The organism is Methylomarinum vadi, assembly GCF_000733935.1.
Classification (GTDB): Bacteria; Pseudomonadota; Gammaproteobacteria; order Methylococcales; family Methylomonadaceae; genus Methylomarinum; species Methylomarinum vadi.
In genome coordinates this window covers 2,201,859-2,224,236 of the sequence record NZ_JPON01000001.1, presented here as the reverse complement: position 1 = coordinate 2,224,236, position 22,378 = coordinate 2,201,859, and the positions used below count along the sequence as shown (strand labels likewise).

The window sequence follows — 22,378 nt, the reverse complement described above, 5'->3', positions numbered from 1 at the left end:
CTTAATCGAGGCTTTCTTTTAGTTTTTTTGCAAATCGAATCAGTACCTGGGCAATGCCAGACGGATTCGGCCTTCTTTTGACGGTTGTTTTGCCGTCCGCTGTCGTGACGGGGGTCGAGATTGTCATCTCGTCGAAGGTTTCTATCCAGCCTGGAATGCGATCTTCCAAGGAAGGTTGATCGGTAAGGCGGGTAGGCAATGGTTTGCTTTTTTCCCAGCGAGTGTACAAAGGCATTAACAAGAAGAAGCCGAAATAAACAGCCGTCAGAACACGGGCAATGGTGGTCGCCGTCGGTGTTGCCGGTTGCGTGCCGAGGTAGCCGAGGCCAATAAAGCTGACGACGAACAGCAGCAGGGCTTTTTTATAAATACCGCCGCGGTAACGAATCGACTTGACCTTGCTGCGATCCAGCCAAGGCAGGAGGAACAGTACGACGATGGCGCCGCCCATCGCGATGACGCCAGCGAATTTGTCCGGCACCGCTCGCAAGATAGCGTAAAAAGGCGTGAAATACCAAACCGGTGCGATATGCTCCGGCGTTTTCAACGGGTCGGCCGGAATAAAGTTGGCGTGTTCCAGGAAAAAGCCGCCCATTTCCGGCATATAGAAAATGACCGTGGCGAAGAAGAACATGAAAACGCCAGCACCGACGATATCTTTTACCGTGTAATAAGGGTGGAAAGGGATGCCGTCAACCGGTACGCCATAGGGATCTTTGGATTCCTTGATTTCGATGCCGTCGGGATTGTTGGAGCCGACTTCATGCAAAGCAACGATATGCAGGAAAACCAGAATCAGCAATACTAATGGAACGGCAATGACGTGGAAGGCGAAGAAGCGGTTTAACGTGGCGTCGGAAACCACGTAGTCGCCGCGTATCCATAACGACAAATCGTCTCCTATGACAGGTATGGCACTGAACAGCGAGATGATCACCTGGGCTCCCCAATAGGACATTTGTCCCCAAGGCAGCAAGTAGCCCATGAAGGCCTCGGCCATCAGGCAGACGAAAATCAACATGCCGAAAATCCAGATCAGCTCGCGCGGTTGCTTGAAGGAGCCGTACAGTAATCCCCTGAACATATGCAGATATACGACGATGAAAAAGGCCGACGCGCCGGTTGAGTGCATGTAACGCACTAACCAACCCCAGTTGATGTCGCGCATGATATATTCGACCGAATCGAATGCCAGATCGGAGTCCGGCTTATAGTTCATGGTAAGCAAAATGCCGGTGATGAACTGGTTGATCAAAACGAAAAGGGCTAATGAGCCGAAAAAATACCAGATATTAAAATTCTTAGGCGCGTAGTAATGCGCCATGTGCTCATCCCACAGTTTCCGTAAGGGAAAGCGATCGGAAACCCAAGCTGTCGAACCGTTTAGTTTATCCTTCATGCTTTACTCTCCTCGCTTTCTTCGCCGATGATAATAAGCTGATCGGTAACATACCGATAGGGGGGGATTTCTAAGTTAGTTGGCGCCGGAACACCTCGATAAACACGCCCGGCCAGGTCGAACCAGGAACCGTGACAAGGACAGAAGAAGCCTCCCTTCCAACGTTCCCCGAGATCGGGTGGGGCCACTTCGGGACGAAAAGTCGGGGAACAACCCAAGTGGGTACACAGGCCGATGGCGACGAATATTTCCGGTTTGATCGAACGGTAAGCGTTTTTGCTTGATTCGGGCTGAATGGATTCGTTTGAAGTCGGGTCGGCCAGTTCATCATCCAGCGTCGCCAAAGTTGCCAACACGTTGGTTGTTCTGTTGAGAATCCAAACCGGTTTGCCTCGCCAGGCGACTCTGATCAGTTGTCCGGGTTCCATTTTGCTGAGATCAACCTCGACTGGCGCTCCCGCCGCCATCGCTTTGGCGCTAGGTTGCATTTGCGAAAGGAAGGGTACGGCGAGATAGCCAGTACCTACCGCGCCGACCACGGACAAGGCCGAGGTCAGAAACCGGCGTTTTGATTTATCGACGCCTTGATAGTTCATGTGTAACGCTCCTTTTTATAAGACACATTGTGAGCTGTGTCAGTTTTTTATAATTTTTGACAATATACCTTACTGTTAATTTTTATTGAAGCTGTTATTAGCGTTTTGGCCGGCTCTAAAGCGTTAGTTGGCGCTGTTTAACGTGATCGCTAAGGCTTCAATAAAGGCTTTGTTTTCTTGTTCCGTGCCGATCGTGACTCTGAGGGACTGGTGTAACGGCCCGCCTTGTGGCGAAAGGTTTTTAATCAGGATGCCTTGATTTTTTAAGGATTGAAAGAGGTCGTCTGCAGCTATATTCGCCGACTTAAATAAGATAAAGTTGGCTTCGCTGGGAAAAGCTTTAATGTCCTCGAATTGGTTGAGTTGGTTAAAAACTTCGCCGCGTTGTTGGCGTATTGTTTCGGTTTGGCGGTTGAGAAATTCAATATTGTTAAGAGCAAAATTTGCCGTGATTTGCGTGAGGCTGTTGATGTTGTAAGGCAGGCGTATCTTGTTCAGCTGCTCGACCAGTTCGGGGGCGCCGGCGAGAAAACCCAGACGCAGGCCCGCAAGCCCTAGTTTCGAAACTGTGCGCATGACCAGCAGATTGGGGAACTGGTCCAGCCGGGCGATAAAGCTGGCGTCGGTAAACGGCGCGTAGGCTTCATCGATGACGACCAATCCCGTCGTTTTGGACAATATCTGTTCGATAGCGTCGGCGGAGAACAAATTGCCGGTCGGATTATTAGGGTAAGCCAAAAAAATGACTGCGGGCTGGTGGTTTTCGATGGCCGCTAGCATGGCGGGCAGGTCCAACGCGAAGTCGTCGGCGCGCAAGGCAATGCCGTGGTAGTTCAAGCCCAGGCTGCGGGCAATTTGCCTGTACATGACGAAACTGGGTTCCGGCGCCATGATCGAAGCGTCGGGAGGCAGGGCCATCAATAGGATCTGGATGATTTCATCCGAGCCGTTGCCCAGCAGCATGGCGGACGTTTGTGGAATCCGGTTCACCCGCCTCAGCGTGATGGCCAGGTCATTGGCCTCGGGGTCCGGATAGCGGTTGATCGGACAGGATTTGATTGCTTGTAGCCATTGGTCGATGATCAGTTCGGGCCAGCTGTAGGGGTTTTCCATCGCGTCGAGTTTAATCAGATTTTTGGCGTCGGCTACTTTATAGGCCGATAAATTTAATATTTCCTGGCGAAAAACGTTCGTGGCTAAATTAACGGACATGGTTGATCGGGTAAAGTGTGAAGTCGAAAGGGTTACTGTTTGTTGGGCCGGTAAATGATATTAGATCAAACAGCTTGATAGCAGGCTGCTGTGGCAATAATGCAAGGTTTCGGATGGTCGGGCGATGTCTTTGTCTCCGAAACCTGTTGCATTATCGATGGAACAGGCCAATGGTCTATGCCGTTACCTGGCAAAATCAGGCTATTTAATTCGGTATTCAGCCGAGCGGGCATGAGCGGTTAGGCTTTCGCCGCGGGCCAGTACGGAGGCGATTTTACCCAATTTGTCGGCACCGGCCGCGGAGCAATTGATCAGGCTGGAGCGTTTCTGGAAATCGTAAACCCCCAAAGGCGAGGAGTAACGGGCAGTGCCGGAGGTCGGCAGGACATGGTTCGGTCCGGCGCAATAATCACCCAGCGCTTCGGCCGTATAGCGGCCCATGAAAATGGCGCCGGCATTGCGGATTTTTTGACGCAGGCTGTCCGGGTTGGCCACCGATAATTCCAAATGCTCCGGAGCGATCCGGTTGGCGACTTCGGCCGCTACCTCGAGGTTTGGTACCAGAATAAAGGCGCCTCGGCCGGTCAGTGAGGCGCGGATGATATCGGCTCGTTCCATCTCCGGGAGCAGTTTGTTGATGCTATGTTCGACCTGATCGAGAAAATCGCTGCTGTCGGATATCAAGATCGCCTGAGCGTTTTCATCGTGTTCCGCCTGCGAGAACAAGTCCATCGCAATCCAGTTCGGGTCGGTCTGGCCGTCGCATATCACCAGGATTTCCGAGGGGCCGGCGATCATATCGATGCCGACTTGGCCGAATACCAGCTTTTTCGCCGTGGCGACATAGATATTGCCGGGGCCGACGATTTTGTCCACCGCCGGGATGGTTTTGGTGCCGTAGGCCAGTGCGGCAACGGCCTGCGCGCCACCGATCGTGAATATTCGGTCGACGCCGGCCAGGTAGGCCGCGGCCAGAACCAGCGGATTGCTTTCGCCCGCCGGGGTCGGCACCACCATGATCAGCTCGCCGACGCCGGCGACCTTGGCAGGTATCGCGTTCATCAAGACGGACGACGGATAGGCCGCCTTGCCGCCGGGGACATAGAGTCCGACTTTGTCCAGCGGAGTGACCTGTTGTCCGAGGAGAGTGCCGTCTTCCTCGGTGTATTGCCAGGAGTGCAGTTTTTGCTCCTCGGCATAAGCGCGGATACGGTTGGCGGCTGTTTGCAGGGCGTCCGCCTTTTCCGCCGACAGGCTGTTCCAGGCATCTTGCAACGCTTGTTTGGGGAGTTCCAGTTCGGCGGCCTTCTTAAAGGCACATTGATCGAAACGGTTGGTGTATTCGATCACCGCATCGTCACCGAGGTTGCGTACATCGGAAATAATGTCCATGACCCGCTTATGGATCTCGAAGTCTTCCGAAGCGTCCCAAGCTAAACGCGTTTTCAGTTGGGCGGAAAAATCGGCGGCGGAGCTATCAAGGCGTGTCATGTTGATGGTTGTCATTACGTTACCTTTTGGCCAGGGTTTTTTCAAATTGATCGATTAGCGATTGTATCGCCTGATGTTTCATCTTCATAGCCGCTTTGTTGACAACTAGGCGCGACGTGATATGGGTAATCAGCTCCCTGGCTTCCAGGCCATTGGCTTTCAGCGTGTTGCCGGTGTCGACCAAATCGACGATGCAGTCGGCCAGGCCGACCAGCGGCGCTAATTCCATGGAGCCATACAGCTTGATGATTTCGGCTTGCACGCCCAGGTCTGCAAAATAGCGCTGGGCGGTTTTGACGTATTTGGTCGCAACGCGAAGGCGGCCGGATTTTTCCGGCGCGTTTACCGGCGTCGCGGTCATCAGTCGGCAGGCGGCGATGCCCAGATCCAATGGTTCGTAGAGATTTTCCGAGCCGTGTTCCAGCAACACGTCCTTGCCAGCAATCCCCATGTCGGCGGCGCCGTATTCGACGAAGGTCGGGACGTCGGTCGCCCGAATAATGACCAATTGCACGTCGTCACGGGTGGTTTGCAAGATCAATTTGCGGCTTTTCTTCGGATCATCGATCGGGGTGATGCCGGCTTCTTCCAATAAAGGCAGGGCGTCTTCGTAAATGCGGCCTTTGGATACTGCGATTGTTAACATTGTTCTTAAAACCTATTGGGGTATACGGCGTATGGTGGCGCCTAATTGGGACAGTTTTTCCTCGATATGATCGTAGCCACGGTCGATATGGTAGATTCGGTCCACCAAGGTCTCGCCTTCGGCAATCAGGCCGGCCAATACCAGGCTGGCCGATGCCCTTAAATCCGTGGCCATGACCGGCGCGCCGGTCAGCTGTTCGGTGCCGCTGCAGATCGCGGTATTCGATTCCAGTTTGATGTCGGCCCCCATCCGTTGCATCTCCTGTACATGCATGAAGCGGTTTTCGAACACCGTTTCGGTGATGATGCCGACGCCTTCGGCCACACAATTCAAGGCCGTGAACTGGGCTTGCATGTCGGTTGGAAAGGCGGGGTAGGGGGCGGTCCTGACACTGACTGATTTCGGTCGGCGCCCTTCCATGTCCAATTCGATCCAATCCTTGCCTGTCTTGATCAGGGCGCCCGCCTCGCGTAATTTGTCGAGGACGGCATCCAGGATGTTGGGATTGGTTTTTTTCAGTTTGACCCGGCCGCGGGTGATCGCCGCAGCGACCAGGAAGGTACCGGTTTCGATACGGTCGGGCATGATCTGGTAATGCAGGTTGTCGACTCCCAGTTTGTCAACGCCTTGGATGGTCAGAATATCGGTGCCGATACCGCTGATCCTGGCGCCCATTTTGTTCAGGAAATGGGCCAGGTCGGTGACTTCCGGTTCCTTCGCGGCATTTTCGATAATGGTTTTGCCGTTCGCCAATGCGGCCGCCATCAACAGATTTTCGGTGCCGGTCACGGTAATTTTGTCAAGCACCAGGCGGCAGCCTTGCAGGCGTTTGGCCTTGGCATGGATATAACCGGCTTCCACGTTAATATCCGCTCCCATTTTGCTGAGTGCGTCCAAGTGGATGTCGACAGGCCGGGTGCCGATGGCACAGCCGCCCGGCAGCGAGACATGGGCTTCACCGAAGCGCGCCAATAGCGGTCCCAGCACTAAAATCGAGGCGCGCATGGTTTTTACCAGTTCATACGGCGCTTCGTATTTGTCGATGGTGTTGCTGTCGACTTCGATGTTCATTTTTTCGTCGACGGTCAGTTGCACGCCCATTTGTCCGAGCAGTTCCATGGTCGTGGTGATGTCGCGCAAATGCGGAACGTTTCCGACCGTCACCGGTGTCTCGGATAGCAGGGTGGCTGCCAGAATCGGCAAGGCGGCGTTTTTAGCGCCGGAGATCGTCAGTTCTCCAGTCAGTTGCTTGCCGCCGGTAATCAATAGTTTGTCCATAGAGGTGCGTCAATTAAGGATATAGGGCTATACTTGTTCGGCTTAGCCGACAAAATATTCGTTGTTATCGAAACCGCTAAGCTTGGCCAGCGTCAGCAATTGAGGCGGAATGTTTTTGAACGACAGGCGGGTATTGTATTGTCGGCTTTGCTTGATCCATTCGATCATCAACGCCAGGCCCGCGCTGTCGGTGGTTTCAACATGGCCTAAATCGATGCAGATTTGTTCCGCCGAGTTCAGAAAATTGAAGGATTTGACCGTTTTTTTATCGATGCTGGCAAAGGTCAAGGGGCCTTCAATCAAAAAATAGCCGGGCCGTTGTTCGATTATGCTGAGCTGAGACACTATTCTTCCGGCGCGCCTTTGTCTTTAAACAAGAATTGACCGATCACTTCTTCCAGCACGATGGCGGATTGGGTGATTTCGATTTCGCCGTTGTCGGTCAGGTACTCCAGCGAACCGCCCGGTTCGAGACTGACGTATTGTTCCCCCAGCAAACCGGCGGTATAGATGCTCGCCGTGGTGTCGTCCGGTAATGTGTCGTACTGCGATTCGATGCTCATTTCCACGACCGATTGGTAGTTTTTCTTGTCGAAGGTAATGGCGGAAACGCGGCCGATGCGGACACCCGCGACAGTGACCGGCGATTTTACCTTGAGTCCGCCGGAATTTTCAAAACGCGCGGTAATTTTATAACTTTCCCCATTGTTGTATGTGCCGAGATTGCTGATTTGCAGGGACATGTAAAACAATGCGGCGATGCCACAGGCGACAAAAAGCCCCACTAAGGTGTCCTGAGTGTAAGAATGCGTCATGTTAAATATCTCCGAACATGAGAGCGGTTAGAATGAAATCGAGCCCCAATACGCTAAAGGCGGAATTGACGACCGTGCGAGTGGTGGCGCGGCTGACGCCTTCTGAGGTGGGAATGGTGTCATAACCTTCGAACAGCGCGATCCATGACACCACGAAACCGAAAACGACGCTTTTGATGATGCCGTTGACGATGTCGTCGTAGAAGTCAATCGAGGATTGCATTTGCGACCAGTAGGAGCCATCGTCGACGCCTAGCATACCGACGCCGACCATATGGCCGCCCATTACGCCGATGGAACTGAAAATGGCCGCCAGAAAAGGCATGGATAACAGGCCGGCCAGAAATCGCGGGGTAATGATGCGTTTGACCGGGTCCACCGCCATCATTTCCATGCCGGACAGTTGTTCGGTCGCCTTCATCAAGCCGATTTCGGCAGTCAGCGCCGAGCCGGCGCGTCCGGCGAACAACAGAGCCGATACCACTGGCCCCAATTCTCTGACCAGCGAGGCGGCTACCAGGACTCCCAGGGTTTCCTCGGCGCCGAAATCGGATAGCGTGTAATAGCCCTGCAGCCCCAGTACCATACCTACGAACAGTCCGGAAATGGTGATGATCAGGAACGATAGCACGCCGATCGAATACATTTGTTTGATTAGCAAGCCAGGACGAAGCAAGATGCTGCCTATGCCGCTGAGCGAATGGAACAAAAAGAATGTGCCGCGGCCCAGTTTGGCAAAACCCAGGCGCGTCGTTTCCCCTAGTTTTTGTAAATATTGAAGCATAGGTTAAGAATCAGCGAGCCTTTGAGGATAGCAGATCATCGAGATAATCCGCCGCCGGGTAATGGAAATGAACCGGTCCGTCCGCCTTGCCATGAATGAATTGTTGTACCCAGGCGGAATCGCAGTTGGCCAGTTGCTCGGGCGTGCCCTGGCCGACGATTTTGCCGTCCGAAAGCACATAGATATAATCGGCGATGGCGGCCGTTTCCTGGACATCGTGCGAGACAATGATACTGGTCAGGCCCAGCGTATTGTTCAATGCCTTGATCAAGTGCACCAGTGCGCCCATCGAGATTGGATCTTGTCCGGTAAAGGGTTCGTCATACATGATCATCATGGGGTCCAGCGCAATCGCCCGCGCCAAGGCCACTCGCCTGGCCATGCCGCCCGATAGCTCGTTCGGCATCAGGTCGCGGGCGCCGCGCAAACCTACCGCGTGCAGTTTCATCAACACCAGGGTGCGGATCATCGATTCCGGCAGATGGGTATGTTCGCGCAATGGAAAGGCAACATTGTCGTAAACATTCATATCGGTTAATAGGGCGCCGCTTTGAAACAGCATCCCCATACGCTTACGCAAGGTGTACAGGCCCTTTAGTTTGAGGCGGTGGACATTTTGTTGGTCGACAAAAATGCTGCCGTCGTTGGGGCGAAGTTGACCGCCGATCAGTTTCAACAACGTGGTTTTTCCGGTTCCGCTAGGGCCCATGATTGCCGTGACCTTACCTCGTTCGATGTCGAGCGAGATGTCGTCGAAAATGACGCGGGAGCCACGGGAAAAGCTTAGATTTCTGATTGAAACCAAAGAGTTTTCTTGGCTTGCACTGTTGTCCATAGAGCGATGTGATGAGGGCCTTTCTGATGAAATAAGCCGTCATATTGTATGGGAGGAGGTGGATAAGTCAATGAATGAACTGTGTAAAGTGGAAAATGTGTGCACAAAAATTGCTTTAAACATGCCATAATACCCAGTTTTTGAGCCCAAAAAAGACATGCTGATAAATTTTGTTGCATTGCTGGGGGGATTGATTGTTCTAGTGATTGCGGCCGATATGTTCGTGAATGGTACCGCTTCGATTGCCAGGAATCTTGGTGTGTCGCCGTTGTTGATCGGTTTGACTATCGTCGGTTTGGGAACTTCGGCGCCGGAAATATTAGTGTCGGCCATCGCATCGTTGCAGGGTAATAGCGGCTTGGCCGTCGGGAATGCCTTGGGATCGAATATTGCCAATATCGGTCTGATTTTAGGCTGTACCGCGTTGATCTCGCCGCTGGCCTTTCATTCGGATTTGTTGAAAAGAGAGTTACCGATTTTGCTGCTGATCAGCGTCATGTGTTTTTTGTTGAGTTTCGATGGGGTGAGTCGTGCGGACAGCGTGCTGATGTTGCTGGCCTTGGCCTTGTTTATATTTTGGCTGATTCATGTCGGGCAAAAGCAGCATAATGGAGCCGATGAATTCGAGGAAGAATTAACCGCGGAATTGCCGGCGAAAATGGCAAGTTGGAAAGCCTGGTTGTTTTTTGTTATCGGTCTCGCCGGCTTGTTGCTCAGTTCGCGTTTGTTGGTATGGGCAGCGGTCAACATCGCCGAGGCCTTCGACGTCAGCGATTTGGTGATCGGCTTGACCATTGTCGCGTTAGGCACCAGTTTGCCGGAATTGGCGGCTTCAATTGCCAGTGTCATCAAGAAGGAAGACGATCTTGCCGTCGGTAATGTCATCGGTTCCAACATTTATAATCTATTGGCGGTTTATTCGTTGCCTGGCTTGATTGCGCCGGGAGTCGTTGCGCCTAGCGTTTTGCAGCGGGATTTTCCTGTGATGCTGGGTTTTACCGGGATCTTGTTTCTGCTGGGCTTCGGATTGAATCAATCGGGCCGGATTAATCGGTTGGAAGGCGCGCTATTGTTGTTGGCTTATTGTGCTTATCAATTTATTGTTTATCAAAGCGCGACCGCGATGTTATGAAACAAAACGACCAGGATATCATGACCTTAGCGTTGGCCGTCATTAATGTCGAAAGAGAGGCGGTCGAGGCATTGGCCGAACGAATCGATGCCGATTTTGTCAAAGCTTGTCATTTGATGCTGGCCTGCAAGGGCCGGGTCGTGGTGACCGGCATGGGTAAATCCGGTCATATTGCCGGCAAGGTCGCCGCGACGTTGGCCAGTACCGGTACGCCGGCATTTTTCGTCCACCCCGGCGAAGCCGGCCATGGCGACTTGGGCATGATTACCGCGCAAGATGTGGTGCTGGCGTTGTCCAATTCCGGTGAAACCGAGGAGATTACGACGATTCTGCCGATCATCAAGCGTCTGGGAGTACCGTTGATTGCGATGACCGGCAATCCCGGATCGACGCTGGCCAATTTGGCCAGCGCCCATGTCAATGTCGCTGTCCGGCAAGAGGCCTGCCCCTTGGGGCTAGCGCCGACTGCAAGCACTACGGCGGCATTGGTGATGGGGGATGCTCTGGCGGTTTCGCTGTTGCAAACCCGGGGCTTCACCCGCGACGATTTTGCCTTGTCGCATCCCGGCGGCAGCTTGGGTAAGCGTCTATTGATGCGAGTCAGCGATCTGATGCACCGCGGATCGGAAGTTCCGAGGGTCGGAAAAGGTGCCTTAGTGTCGACTGTCCTGTTGGAAATGACCGGAAAAAAAATGGGAATGACCGCCGTGGTCGATGACGAGAGTAGAGTGAGCGGGATCTTTACCGATGGCGATTTGCGCCGGATGCTGGAAAAAAATCTGGATGTGCATCGTACCCCCATTACCGAGGTGATGACCGCATCCTGCACGACGATTGGCGATGACATTCTGGCCGCCGAAGCGATGCAGATCATGCAACAGAAAAAAATTAATGCGCTGCTGGTCGTCGATCGACAGCAAAAATTGATTGGCGCCTTGAACATGCATGATTTGCTGCGGGCCGGGATTGTGTAGAATTTTAAGTGCATGAGGTGAATGAGTGAATTTTGTCTGTCCGCAAATTTTGGCTAAAGCCAAGCAGGTCAAATTGCTGATTCTCGATGTCGACGGCGTGTTGACCGACGGCCGTTTGTTTTTCGACGATCAGGGGCGGGAATACAAATGTTTTCATGCCCGCGACGGCCATGGCATCAAACTGTTAAGACAAAGCGGCGTCGAAGTGGCGGTGATTTCCGGGCGTAAATCCAATTCAGTGGCATTGCGCATGAAAAACCTGGGCATCGAGCATGTATACCAAGGGCACGAAGATAAGATCGCCGCGTTTCACGAAGTGCTGGCGAAAACTGGGGTAAGCGCGGGACAAGCAGCGCATGTCGGAGACGATTTATTGGATTTGCCGATCATGATCCGGGTCGGTTTTGCCGTCGCGGTCAACGACGCCAATTTTGCCGTGAAACAGCATGCCGATTGGTGCACCGAAACGAATGGCGGACTCGGCGCGGTCAGGGAGGTCTGCGATCTGATTATGCAGGCTCAGGATAGTTTTCGTGCCGTGTTGCAGCGTTATCTGGCATGAATTGGCAGCCCTATCGCTTATATATAGTAGTCGGAGTGGTCGCCGTGGTATCGGCATGGCTGGCGGACCTCAGCGAAAAGGGCGATGAGGAAAGCACGGTGGTATTGCATAACGGTGCTGATTATTTCAGTCAGGGGTATAGCAAGACCGAGATGAACGAGTCCGGCGTGCCCAAGAGCGACTTGATTGCCGACAGCATGATGCATCATAGTGGCGATGGGACCGTCCATTTGCAACATCCGGTCATGACCTTATACAACGACAGTCTCCCGCCCTGGGTGATTCAGTCAGAAAGTGGCATCTTATCGGCAGACGGCGATAATCTGCAATTGAACGGCAAGGTCCATATCAACCGGGAAGGTGGGAAAGGCGTCAGTCCGCTGACGGTCAACACCTCCCAAATGCGGGTTCGATTGCCGGATAATTACGCCGAAACCGACGAATGGGCGGAAATTATTAGCCCGCCTAACAGAACAACCGGTATCGGAATGAAAACCACGTTTGTGGAACCGGTCCATTTGCGTTTGTTGAGGAAGGTAAAAGGGCGCTATGAAGTTAACTAGATTATTGATGCAAACAAAGATTGAAAAACGGGTGGAGATGCTATTGCGAGATGGCCGTGGCGCTATTGTTTGCGCTTTGTTGGCATTCGTTTCCGCCGCGCATGCGTTGGAAAGCGATTCGGAGCAGCCGATCTATATCGATTCCAATACCGCGACCTACGATGACAAGGCACAGACCAGCGTTTATACCGGCAATGTCGTGACGGTACAGGGCAGTCTGCGAGTGGATTCGGATAAGCTGGTCGTTTATTTGAAGAACGGCGAAATCAGTAAATTGGTGGCGACCGGCAAGCCGGCCAGATTCGAGCAATTGCCGGCCGAGGGCAAGGAAAAAATCAAGGGAGAGGCGTTGATCGGTGAATACTATCCCGGCAAGGATTTGCTGATTTTGAAAAAGGAGGCTGTCGTTTGGCAGGGCGGCAATAAATCCGCCAGCGATCTGATCCATTACGACAGCAGGAATGCATTGATCAAGGCGGGCGAAAAATCATCCGATGCCAAGCGCGTGCATTCCGTGTTCAAACCCAAACCGAAACAGCCGCAAAATCCATGACCCGTTTGGCAGCCGAAAACCTGGTTAAAAATTACAATAAACGCTCCGTCGTCAACGGCGTCAGCTTCGAGGTGAATACCGGCGAAGTGGTCGGGTTGCTCGGGCCGAACGGCGCCGGTAAGACCACCAGCTTTTATATGGTGGTCGGCTTGATCAAGGCGGACCGCGGCGATATTTATCTCGACGATTTACAGGTGACGCATTATCCCATGCACAGCCGGGCAAGGCTGGGCATCGGTTATCTGGCCCAGGAGCCTTCGGTATTCCGCAAGCTCACCGTTGCCGATAATCTGCGCGCGGTGCTGCAAATACGGGGCGATTTGAGCGATGGCCAGGCCGAGTTGCTGATCGAGGAATTACTGGAGGAATTCAGCATCACGCATTTACGCGATCAGGTAGCCATCGGCTTGTCCGGAGGGGAAAGACGGCGGGTGGAGATCGCCCGGGCTTTGGCGACCGAGCCACGTTTCATATTGTTGGATGAACCGTTTGCCGGGGTCGATCCCATTTCGGTGATCGATTTGCAGCAAATTATCGCCCATCTGAAACATCGTGGCATAGGCATATTGATAACCGAGCACAAGGTCAGGGAGACATTGGAAATCTGTGACCGCGCTTATATACTTAATAACGGTGGTGTTATCGCCCGCGGCACGGCCGATGAAATGGTGGCGAACCCGGAAGTTCGTAAAGTGTATCTGGGCGATAACTTCAGTTTATAACAGTCCGAAAGTTATGAAACAGTCATTACAACTTCGAATCGGCCAAAATCTGACCATGACGCCGCAATTGCAGCAGGCGATCAAATTGCTGCAATTGTCGACGCTGGATTTGCAACAGGAAATTCAGCAGGCCCTGGAATCGAATATGATGCTCGAGGTCGAGGAAGAAGAACAGCTGGATCAGGAGCGCCAGGAGCGTAAAACCGATATCAGCGACCAAATTAGCAGCGAAGGTTCGCAGTCCGAAATCCCCGATGAATTGCCCGTGGACAGCAGTTGGGAAGACGTTTACGAAGCCTCTCTGCCGGCCGGCAGCGAACCCGGCGAAGCGGTCGAGTTCGAATCTTTCCGTAGCAAAGCGGAAACGCTACAGGATCATTTATTGTGGCAACTGGAAATGAGCCCGATTTCCGAACGGGATCATGCCATCGCCATCGCCATCATCGATTCGATCAACGAAGACGGTTATTTGGGGACGGATCTGCAAGAGATTTTTCAAGGGTTACAGGAGCAACTGGAGGATTTGGATATCGAGGAAGTGGAAGCGGTGTTGCACCGGGTGCAGAATTTCGATCCGGTCGGCGTCGCCGCGTTGGATTTGGGAGACTGTTTGCGATTGCAATTACAACAGCTGCCCGACGATACCCCCTTTAAAAAAGAAGCACTGGAATTGGTCGGCTATCACCTGGATTTATTGGCGTCGCATGAACTCAGTAAACTGATGCGGCGTCTGGACGTGACGGAAAATCAATTAAAGCAAATCATCGCGCTGATTCGCACCATGGATCCGAAGCCGGGCGCTTACTTGCAAAATTTCGATTCGCAATACGTCGTCCCCGATGTCTTTGTCAGCAAAGTCAAAGGCCAATGGGTGGTAAGCCTGAATCCCGATATCGCGCCGAAATTGCGTATCAATCCCCTTTATTCCGGAATGATCAAACGCGCCGATAACAGCAAGGACAATGTCAGCATGAAGGAGCATTTGCAGGAAGCGCGCTGGTTCATCAAAAGCCTGCATAGCCGAAACGACACCCTGCTCCGGGTGGCCAAGAGTATTGTTGAAAAACAAACCGATTTTTTTGAACATGGCGCGATCGCGATGAAACCGATGGTGTTGCGCGACATTGCCGAGGAGCTGGAGCTGCACGAATCGACCATTTCCAGGGTGACCACGCAGAAATACATGCATACGCCCAATGGTATAATTGAATTCAAATACTTTTTCTCCAGTCATGTCTCGACCGATGCCGGAGGCGAATGTTCGGCGACTGCGATCCGAGCCTTTATTAAGGAGTTAATAAGTAGTGAAAAACCGGCGAAACCGCTGAGTGACAGTAAAATAGCCGAGCTATTGAAAGAAAAGGGCATTAATGTCGCGCGGCGCACGATTGCCAAATATCGGGAATCGATGTCGATTCCCCCTTCCAGCCAGAGAAAAAGAATTCTTTAGGCGTTTTATTTATCAAAACAATTTTGTTAACTAGGAGTAATCCATGCAAGTAAGTGTAACTGGACATCACGTAGACGTAACCGATTCCTTGAGGAATTATGTCGAAGAAAAAATCAGTAAATTGAAACGCCATTTCGATAATGTGACCGACATTCATGTGATTTTGACCGTGGAAAAACTGCAACAAAAAGCGGAAGCGACGGTCCAGGTCAGCGGCGCGAAGTTATTTGCTGAAGATACTCAGGAAGATATGTATGCGGCTATCGACATGATGGTCGATAAATTGGACAGGCAAATCATTAAACACAAGGAAAAGCTGAACAGCCATAGATAGGAAAAACAAAGGCGAAAGATAAAAGGCCACGAATAAGGTGGTTTTTCAAGTGAATGCCATGATGTTCCTGTCTTGAGTCTTTTGCCTTCAATCCTTATGGCTTTACTTCCATGAAACTCATCATCGTCAGCGGACTGTCAGGCTCGGGAAAGAGTATCGCCTTGGATACTCTGGAAGACTGCGGCTATTTTTGTGTTGATAATCTTCCTTTTACCTTATTGAAGGATTTTATCAGCCGTGTCATGCTGCACGATAAAAAAATCTGTTCCAAAACCGCGATCGGAATCGATGCCAGAAACCAGACCGAAAAACTGGCTGATTTTTCAGAAAGTCTTAACTATATCAGAAGTAAAGGCATCCAATGTGATGTGCTTTATCTACAAGCAGAAGAAAACATACTGCTTAAGCGTTATAGCGAAACACGGCGTAAACATCCGTTAACCGATCTTAATATTCCTTTGAAGGAAGCTTTAAGAATGGAGAAGGATATGTTGCGGCCGATGGCGAAATGCGCCGATATCATTATCGATACCAGCCATACCCACTACCATCAACTGAGAGATTTGCTGAAAAGTCAGTTGGGAGAAGGTCTTCAGCGAAGGATGGTGATTCAGTTTTTGTCCTTCGGATTTAAACATGGCATACCACTGGAAGCCGATTTCATGTTCGATGCCCGGAGTTTGCCGAATCCCTACTGGGTTGCCGATTTGAGGGGGCTGACCGGAAAAGACATGCCGGTCATTGAATTTCTGCAGGCTGAAGAAGTCGTGCAGCAATATTTTCAGGATATCAGAAACTTCATCGAACGTTGGGCGCCAAGATTCGAAGCGGATAATCGCAGTTACCTGACGGTCGCGATCGGTTGCACCGGCGGCCAGCACCGTTCGGTTTTTTTGGTCGATTTGTTGGTCAGGCATTTTCAACAATCGGCGCACAACGTTATCGTCAGGCACCGCGAATTGCAGTAATCAATGCTTGCTCGGCCAGCGATGATGTCGTCGCCAATTGACCCAATGTATCGGCATGATGTGGATGCAAACATATAACAATCAGGACCCGAAAAATTATGCCAACAACACAGCAAGAAAAGAAAATAACTCTATTGGATCGCGCCTTGGACGTGTTGGAAAAAGGCTCGCAATACGAAATAAGAACGTTTATCCATAACCTCTATCCGGCCGAAACGGCGCATATCCTCGAATCACTGGAATCGGAACAGAGAGCCCAAATATGGGCCGTGATTCCGCCCAATGTCATGGGCGAGATCCTGGTGCGGGTCCATACCGAAGTCGGGGCAGGACTGCTTAAGATCACCGACCGAAAGGATTTGATCAAGGCGGCGGGCACCCTGGAATCGGATGATATGGTCGACTTGTTGCATGTGTTACCGGAACCGCTGTTGTCGCAGGTCATGGAATCCATCGGCGTGCACCAACGCAATCGCTTGGAATCGGCGTTGGCCTATGACGACCATTCCGCCGGCGGTTTGATGTCTTTGGATGTGTTGACTATTCGCGCCGACGTCACGCTGGATGTGGTGTTACGTTATTTGCGCCAGCGCGGCAATATGCCGCCGGCGACCGACAGTTTGATCGTCGTCGACAGAACCGATCATTTCCAAGGTGTGCTGTCGCTGAATGCCCTGCTGACTCACGACGGCCATACCAAGGTTGCGGATGTGATGGACAAGAACGCCACCAGTATTCCTTATCAAATGCCCGCCCACGATGTCGCCATCATGTTCGAGCAACGAGACATGTTGTCGGCGCCGGTGGTGACCGAAAACGGCCGTTTGATGGGACGGATCACGATCGATGACGTAGTCGGCATTATCCGCGAGGAAGCCGATCACTCGATCATGAGCATGGCCGGGCTGGATGAGGAGCAAGACATGTTCGCGCCGGTCATGGTGAGCGCCAAGCGCCGGGCGGTCTGGCTCGGCATCAACTTATTCACGGCTTTCCTGGCCTCCTGGGTGATCGGCTTGTTCGAGGCGACTTTGGCCGAGATCGTGGCGTTGGCGGTATTGATGCCGATCGTTGCCAGCATGGGCGGGATCGCCGGTAGCCAGACGCTGACGCTGGCCGTGCGAGGCCTGGCGTTGCGCCAGATCAGCAGCGCCAATGCCGGGCGCCTGTTAATCAAGGAAATGGCGGTCGGCGCCGTCAACGGTATGCTATGGGCCTTTATTGTCGCACTGATTGGCGGAGTATGGTTCCAGAGTGTCAGTCTGGGCTTGCTGTTGGGCGCCGCGATGATCATCAACCTGGTGTGCGCGGCATTGGCAGGCGCCAGTATCCCGGTCATACTGGACAAAATGGGTATCGATCCGGCATTGGCCGGCGGTGTGCTGTTAACGACCGTGACCGATGTGATTGGCTTCATGGCCTTTTTGGGACTGGCGACGGTATTTTTATTGTAACCGCCGGTCTGCAGTTTCCCCGCATACCCTCGGGGCGATTTAGGCTGTCGGGAGCATGGGTGTAAACACTTAGGGTTCCTATGTTCCGCATGGGAACCCTACCGAGGAGTTTCCGCGTCCTTTGCTTCAGAGCAGTCCAAGCCCAAGTTCACGCTTAGAGTGTCGGAACGATCAAACAGTATAATCTACCGCCATTCCCCTGCTCATGTCACGGTATCGTTCGCCATGAAGTGCTATCAACGGAACCGGTTTGGCGTTACCATGAAAATTCGTTCAACCATTGGAACCTTGGATAATGCACGCCGACGGTCAAGTTTTTATTGATATTTTCGCCCTGCTGTCCGCTGCGGTGATTGCGGTGCCAGTGTTCCACCATCTCGGTCTCGGCTCGGTATTGGGATATCTGTTTGCCGGCATCGTGCTCGGCCCGTCGGCACTGGCGATTATCGATAATGTCGACGATATTTATCATTTTGCCGAATTCGGCGTTATTTTTTTACTGTTCCTGATCGGAATAGAGATGAAACCGGCCCGTCTTTGGGTCATGCGGCGTTGGGTTTTCGGCTTGGGAATGGCCCAGATTTTTGTGACCGGTGGATTGCTGACGCTGGCGGGGCTATATCTTGATTTACCCCTGAGATCGGCGCTGATTGCCGGCATGGGCCTGGCTTTGTCATCGACCGCCTTCGGTTTGCAGATTCTGTCGGAAAAAGCCGAATTGACCAGCGTCACCGGTCGTACGGCTTTTTCGGTGCTGCTGATGCAGGATCTGGCCGTGTTGCCGTTATTGGTCATGGTTTCGTTACTGGGGGGAGGGGCGGAGCTCTTCGACAGTATCGGACGCGCCACGGTCAATGCAATATTGGGGGTGGCCTTGGTTGTCATTGCAGGACGCTATCTGCTAAACCCCTTTCTCGACCGAGTGGCCGCCAGCCAAAATTCGGAGGTTTTTATCGCTGCCGCCGTGTTGTTGGTGCTGGGGGCGGGAAAATTGATGGAAATCGCTGGATTGTCGATGGCCTTAGGGGCCTTTCTGGCTGGGTTGATGCTAGCCGAATCGCATTATCGCCATCAGATCGAGGCCGATATTCAGCCTTTCCGCGGGATTTTATTAGGCCTGTTCTTCATGTCGGTCGGCATGAGCCTGAATGTAGGCGTATTGCTGGGTAATTTCGCACTGATCGCAGGCCTGGTTGTCTTGTTGATCTTGATCAAAATCGGTGTGATCTGGTTGCTCTGCAGGGTCAGTAAATTAAGCAACCTCGTTAGCCTGAGAGTGGCGTTTTTATTATCGCAATCCGGCGAGTTCGGATTCGTTTTGTTCGGCCTGGCGCTGGTTTCCGGCGTCCTGATCGAGCCTAGGGTGCAGATCTTGTCGCTGATGATCATTCTCAGCATGATCCTGACGCCGTTACTGGTCAAATTGGGCGACAAATTGAGCTGGTATCTGGAAGTCAATAAACATCCGGATCATCCCTTGCTAAATATCGCCGAAAACCGGCAAAACCACATCATTTTGGCTGGGTTCGGCCGCGTCGGGAAACGTATCGCCTCGATCATGGAAAACGCGCAATTGTCATATATCGCGCTGGACTACAATCAACAAATGGTGACCGAAGGCCGGCTGAACGGTTTTCCGGTTTTTTTCGGCGATGCCAGTAAATTGAAAGTCTTGAAAGCGGCCGGCGCGGATCGCGCCAGTATGCTGATCGTAGCGTTGGACAACAGAGAGCACGCCGAAAACCTGGTTACCGTGATCCGGCAAAATTATCCGAATTTGCCGATACACGCCCGGGGGCGCAGCCGCAGCCATTGCGAAACCTTGTTGAGCCATGGCGCCAATACGGCGGTGTCGGAGACGCTGGAAGCCAGCCTGCGTCTGGCGGAGCTGGCCTTGACCGATAGCGGAGTCGATCAGGTTAAAACCAGCCAATTACTCAACGACTACCGGCATGGTTACTATCAACGCTTGCGCGAGCAAATGAGTAGCGAGCCTTCGGAAACCAAATAACTTACCGATCATGTTTCGGCATTTTGACGACCATAGGTACGATTAGCGCAGCGTAATCGTACGCATGAAATGTTCGACGCAATAAATTTCTCCAAGCTCGATGTCGGTCGTTGCTTTGATCACGCTCGCTTCCTTTCATACGCTTCCCATACTCTGCGGGAATCCGATCAGGAATCTACGCGAGCAAATGACGCTTAATCGCGATTTTTGGTTTTCAGTTTAGCCAACATCTCCTTCTGCCGCCGCAGGCGTTCGGCTTTTTCCTGTTCCTGTTTTGCCAGGCGCAGTTGCTTGGCTTGATGGCGCCTGCGGGCATGGTCCGCGGCTTGCCGGTCCCAATTGAAGGGATGCAGCGGCTCCTGCATGACGATGCAATTGACCGGACAAGGGGCGATGCACAGTTCGCAACCGGTGCACTCGGCTTCGATGACGGTGTGCATGTGCTTGTTGGCGCCGAGAATAGCATCGACCGGGCAAGGTGGCAGGCATTTGGTGCAACCGATACAGTCCTGCTCGATAATGACGGCCACTTTGCGCGGCTGTTCCGTGCCATAGTCCGGGTTTAACGGCTTCGGCTCGATGCCCAATAGTTCAGCCAGTTTTGCGATGCCGGCCGCACCGCCAGGGGGGCACTGGTTGATGTCCGCCTCGCCAACGGCGATCGCCTCCGCGTAGGGGTGGCAGCCGGTATAACCGCATTTTGTGCATTGCGTTTGCGGCAACAGCGCGTCGATTTGATCCGCTACGGACGGTTGCGTCATGGCGTTGCTTATTCTCCGGCCATCATCGCCGCGACATCGTTTTCGGCGCTATCGATGCCCTTCAAGCCGTAGTTATCGCCCAACATTTCCAATATTTTCGGCGTGAAGAACGGCGGCAGGGTCGGGCCGACCCGGACGTTCTTGAAATTCAACGCGAACAGCGCCAGCATCATCAGGATGGTTTTTTGTTCGTACCAGGCGATGTTGAACGAGACCGGCAGGTGCTGCAGTTCGCTTGAATCGAGTTTTTGCTGCAGTTGTTGCAGGAATACGATGATGCCATGGAAGTCGTTGCTTTGGCCGGCGTCGAGAAAGCGCGGAATATCGCCGATGCGGCCAAAATCTTTCTGGTGGAAGCGGTACTTGGTGTCGCCGGCTGTGACGATGAGCGCGTCTTCCGGCAACGAATCGGCCAGTTCGCTGTAATAGCGGCGTTCCTTATGGCGGCCGTCGCAGCCGGCCAGAACGATGATGCGTTTGATTTTTTCCGCCTTGATCGCCTCGGCGATAGAGTCGCTCAGCGCGCAGAGCGACTTGATGCCGTAGCCGGTGGTGGTCGTGCCGTCGGCCAATGGTGTCGGCGGTTCGCTTTGTTTGGCCAGTTCGATCAGCGCGCTGAAGTCTTTGCGTTGTCCTGGTTTGCGGTCCGGGATATGAGTGACGTCGGGCCAGCCGACCATACCGGTGCTGAACAACTTGTCCTGATAGGTTTTTTTCGGCTGCTGGATGCTGTTGGTCGTGACCAGAATCGGGCCGTTGAATTTGGGGAATTCGGTTTTCTGGTCTTGCCAGGCGTTGCCGTAGTTGGCGACCAGATTGAAATATTTCTTCAGCGCCGGATAGGCGTGGGCGGCGATCGCTTCGCCGTGGGTATAGACGTCGACGCCGGTGCCGGCGGTCTGCTCCAATAGGTCTTCTATGTCGTGCAGATCGTGGCCGGAGACTAGAATGCCGGGCCTGTCCCAGGTGTCCAGATAAACCGTGGTCGGCTCCGGGTCGCCGAATCGGTCGCTATTGGCCTGGTTTAGTCGCCCCATCGCCGCGAGGCCAAGTTCGCCGCAGCGCAATAGCATTTGCATCACGTCTTCCAGCGAATTGTTCAGCGCCAGCGTGAAGTTCAGCACCTGATGCATGAAGCGGTATTGTTCCGTCTCTTCGACGTTCATCTCCTGTGCGTGCACGGCCAAGGAGCCTAGCCCTTTGACGCCATAAAGCAAGCATTCCTGCAGCGCGTGCACATCCGGGTCCAGTTTCTCCAGGTCTTTTTCGACGCCGACCGTTTCCCCTTTGGCCGTGAAGGCTTTTTCGTCGATGGCGTCGTAATGCCAACTGGCTTCTTCCGGCAACGCTTCGTTGAATTCCTCGCCGTGTCTCAGCTTGTAAGCCGCCAGGAATTTTTTGCGGATCGAGTCGCGCCGTCTGACCGCTTCGTCGATCAAACCGACGAAATCGGCCGGGTCGAAATTGACGTTGGTGACCATGGAAAACAACGCCTTGGCCATGAAGCGATCGGTCTTATCACTGACCAACTCAAATGTCTCCGCCCGGGTACAGTAATAGGCGAGGCCTTTCAAGCTGAACATCAACAAGTCTTGCAAGCTCGCAACATTGGCTTTTTTGCCGCAAATGCCGGCCGTGTCGCAGACCTTGTTTTTCTTGGCTTCTTGACAGTGATAGCAAAACATTTTTTATCTCTCTAATGCTTTTTTCTAATCGATCCCAGTTCCGTGGCGGGGGCGAATATCCCGGGTTTTGCTGCGCCGCAGCGGTCCCGACATGATGCGCTTCGCGTTCGCTCGGCACATCCTTCACAACTTTTCCCAATCGTTCCCCATATC

The 22,378-nt window shown here is 52.9% G+C and carries 23 protein-coding genes; 11 read left to right on the top strand and 12 right to left on the bottom strand.

Annotated elements, in window-relative coordinates:
* Position 1: 1 nt before the first annotated feature.
* From EP25_RS0111135 to EP25_RS0111090, 10 genes are all read right to left on the bottom strand, one after another.
* Entirely contained in the window at positions 2 to 1,399 is a 1,398-nt protein-coding gene (locus EP25_RS0111135; RefSeq protein WP_031433957.1) for a cytochrome b, read from the bottom strand.
* The gene (gene petA / locus EP25_RS0111130) at positions 1,396 to 1,995 is read right to left on the bottom strand and encodes a ubiquinol-cytochrome c reductase iron-sulfur subunit (protein WP_031433956.1); all 600 of its coding nucleotides are present in this window, start codon (positions 1,993 to 1,995) and stop codon (positions 1,396 to 1,398) included. The genes EP25_RS0111135 and petA overlap by 4 nt, the downstream gene beginning before the upstream one ends.
* Before the next feature lie 123 nt (positions 1,996 to 2,118).
* Positions 2,119 to 3,207, bottom strand: coding sequence for a histidinol-phosphate transaminase (gene hisC / locus EP25_RS0111125; protein ID WP_031433955.1), 1,089 nt, complete (start codon positions 3,205 to 3,207; stop codon positions 2,119 to 2,121).
* A 201-nt stretch (positions 3,208 to 3,408) separates the two neighbouring features.
* A complete protein-coding gene (gene hisD, locus EP25_RS0111120) occupies positions 3,409 to 4,713 on the bottom strand; it encodes a histidinol dehydrogenase (protein WP_031433954.1) in 1,305 nt (434 codons plus the stop codon).
* 4 nt (positions 4,714 to 4,717) lie between these two features.
* Positions 4,718 to 5,344 (bottom strand): ATP phosphoribosyltransferase, encoded by a 627-nt coding sequence (hisG, locus tag EP25_RS0111115; protein ID WP_031433953.1) that lies wholly within the window; start codon positions 5,342 to 5,344, stop codon positions 4,718 to 4,720.
* Positions 5,345 to 5,356: 12 nt separating this feature from the next.
* Positions 5,357 to 6,622 (bottom strand): UDP-N-acetylglucosamine 1-carboxyvinyltransferase, encoded by a 1,266-nt coding sequence (gene murA, locus EP25_RS0111110; protein ID WP_031433952.1) that lies wholly within the window; start codon positions 6,620 to 6,622, stop codon positions 5,357 to 5,359.
* Positions 6,623 to 6,664: 42 nt separating this feature from the next.
* Positions 6,665 to 6,967: an STAS domain-containing protein gene (locus EP25_RS0111105; protein WP_031433951.1), complete on the bottom strand. Its 303-nt coding sequence runs from the start codon at positions 6,965 to 6,967 to the stop codon at positions 6,665 to 6,667.
* Positions 6,967 to 7,437, bottom strand: a complete 471-nt coding sequence (gene mlaD / locus EP25_RS0111100) for an outer membrane lipid asymmetry maintenance protein MlaD (protein ID WP_031433950.1) — start codon at positions 7,435 to 7,437, stop codon at positions 6,967 to 6,969. Before mlaD ends, EP25_RS0111105 begins: the two co-directional genes overlap by 1 nt.
* 1 nt (position 7,438) lies before the next feature.
* Entirely contained in the window at positions 7,439 to 8,221 is a 783-nt protein-coding gene (gene mlaE / locus EP25_RS0111095) for a lipid asymmetry maintenance ABC transporter permease subunit MlaE (protein ID WP_031433949.1), read from the bottom strand.
* A gap of 10 nt (positions 8,222 to 8,231) precedes the next feature.
* A complete protein-coding gene (locus EP25_RS0111090; RefSeq protein WP_031433948.1) occupies positions 8,232 to 9,056 on the bottom strand; it encodes an ABC transporter ATP-binding protein in 825 nt (274 codons plus the stop codon).
* A 157-nt stretch (positions 9,057 to 9,213) separates the two neighbouring features.
* Here EP25_RS0111090 and EP25_RS0111085 point away from each other — a divergent pair, with 157 nt between their 5' ends.
* From EP25_RS0111085 to EP25_RS0111035, 11 genes are all read left to right on the top strand, one after another.
* Entirely contained in the window at positions 9,214 to 10,188 is a 975-nt protein-coding gene (locus EP25_RS0111085) for a calcium/sodium antiporter (RefSeq protein WP_031433947.1), read from the top strand.
* On the top strand, positions 10,185 to 11,162 hold the full coding sequence (locus EP25_RS0111080; RefSeq protein ID WP_031433946.1) for a KpsF/GutQ family sugar-phosphate isomerase: 978 nt from the start codon (positions 10,185 to 10,187) through the stop codon (positions 11,160 to 11,162). Before EP25_RS0111085 ends, EP25_RS0111080 begins: the two co-directional genes overlap by 4 nt.
* A 25-nt stretch (positions 11,163 to 11,187) precedes the next feature.
* Positions 11,188 to 11,724: a 3-deoxy-manno-octulosonate-8-phosphatase KdsC gene (gene kdsC, locus EP25_RS0111075; RefSeq protein WP_031433945.1), complete on the top strand. Its 537-nt coding sequence runs from the start codon at positions 11,188 to 11,190 to the stop codon at positions 11,722 to 11,724.
* A complete protein-coding gene (gene lptC / locus EP25_RS0111070; RefSeq protein ID WP_031433944.1) occupies positions 11,721 to 12,287 on the top strand; it encodes an LPS export ABC transporter periplasmic protein LptC in 567 nt (188 codons plus the stop codon). Before kdsC ends, lptC begins: the two co-directional genes overlap by 4 nt.
* 7 nt (positions 12,288 to 12,294) lie before the next feature.
* Positions 12,295 to 12,840: a lipopolysaccharide transport periplasmic protein LptA gene (gene lptA / locus EP25_RS0111065; protein WP_235185884.1), complete on the top strand. Its 546-nt coding sequence runs from the start codon at positions 12,295 to 12,297 to the stop codon at positions 12,838 to 12,840.
* Positions 12,837 to 13,562: an LPS export ABC transporter ATP-binding protein gene (lptB, locus tag EP25_RS0111060; protein WP_031433942.1), complete on the top strand. Its 726-nt coding sequence runs from the start codon at positions 12,837 to 12,839 to the stop codon at positions 13,560 to 13,562. The genes lptA and lptB overlap by 4 nt, the downstream gene beginning before the upstream one ends.
* Positions 13,563 to 13,575: 13 nt before the next feature.
* Entirely contained in the window at positions 13,576 to 15,012 is a 1,437-nt protein-coding gene (locus tag EP25_RS0111055; protein ID WP_031433941.1) for an RNA polymerase factor sigma-54, read from the top strand.
* 43 nt (positions 15,013 to 15,055) lie between these two features.
* Positions 15,056 to 15,346, top strand: a complete 291-nt coding sequence (gene hpf, locus EP25_RS0111050; protein WP_031433940.1) for a ribosome hibernation-promoting factor, HPF/YfiA family — start codon at positions 15,056 to 15,058, stop codon at positions 15,344 to 15,346.
* A gap of 110 nt (positions 15,347 to 15,456) precedes the next feature.
* Positions 15,457 to 16,314 (top strand): RNase adapter RapZ, encoded by an 858-nt coding sequence (gene rapZ, locus EP25_RS0111045; RefSeq protein ID WP_031433939.1) that lies wholly within the window; start codon positions 15,457 to 15,459, stop codon positions 16,312 to 16,314.
* Positions 16,315 to 16,412: 98 nt separating this feature from the next.
* On the top strand, positions 16,413 to 17,768 hold the full coding sequence (mgtE, locus tag EP25_RS0111040; RefSeq protein WP_051906579.1) for a magnesium transporter: 1,356 nt from the start codon (positions 16,413 to 16,415) through the stop codon (positions 17,766 to 17,768).
* A 295-nt stretch (positions 17,769 to 18,063) separates the two neighbouring features.
* A complete protein-coding gene (locus EP25_RS0111035; RefSeq protein WP_031433937.1) occupies positions 18,064 to 19,779 on the top strand; it encodes a monovalent cation:proton antiporter-2 (CPA2) family protein in 1,716 nt (571 codons plus the stop codon).
* Between the two features lie 194 nt (positions 19,780 to 19,973).
* Here the strand turns inward: EP25_RS0111035 and rsxB are convergent, their stop codons facing one another.
* A complete protein-coding gene (gene rsxB / locus EP25_RS0111030) occupies positions 19,974 to 20,540 on the bottom strand; it encodes an electron transport complex subunit RsxB (RefSeq protein ID WP_031433936.1) in 567 nt (188 codons plus the stop codon).
* A gap of 8 nt (positions 20,541 to 20,548) precedes the next feature.
* On the bottom strand, positions 20,549 to 22,225 hold the full coding sequence (hcp, locus tag EP25_RS0111025; RefSeq protein ID WP_031433935.1) for a hydroxylamine reductase: 1,677 nt from the start codon (positions 22,223 to 22,225) through the stop codon (positions 20,549 to 20,551).
* Positions 22,226 to 22,378 lie beyond the last annotated feature (153 nt).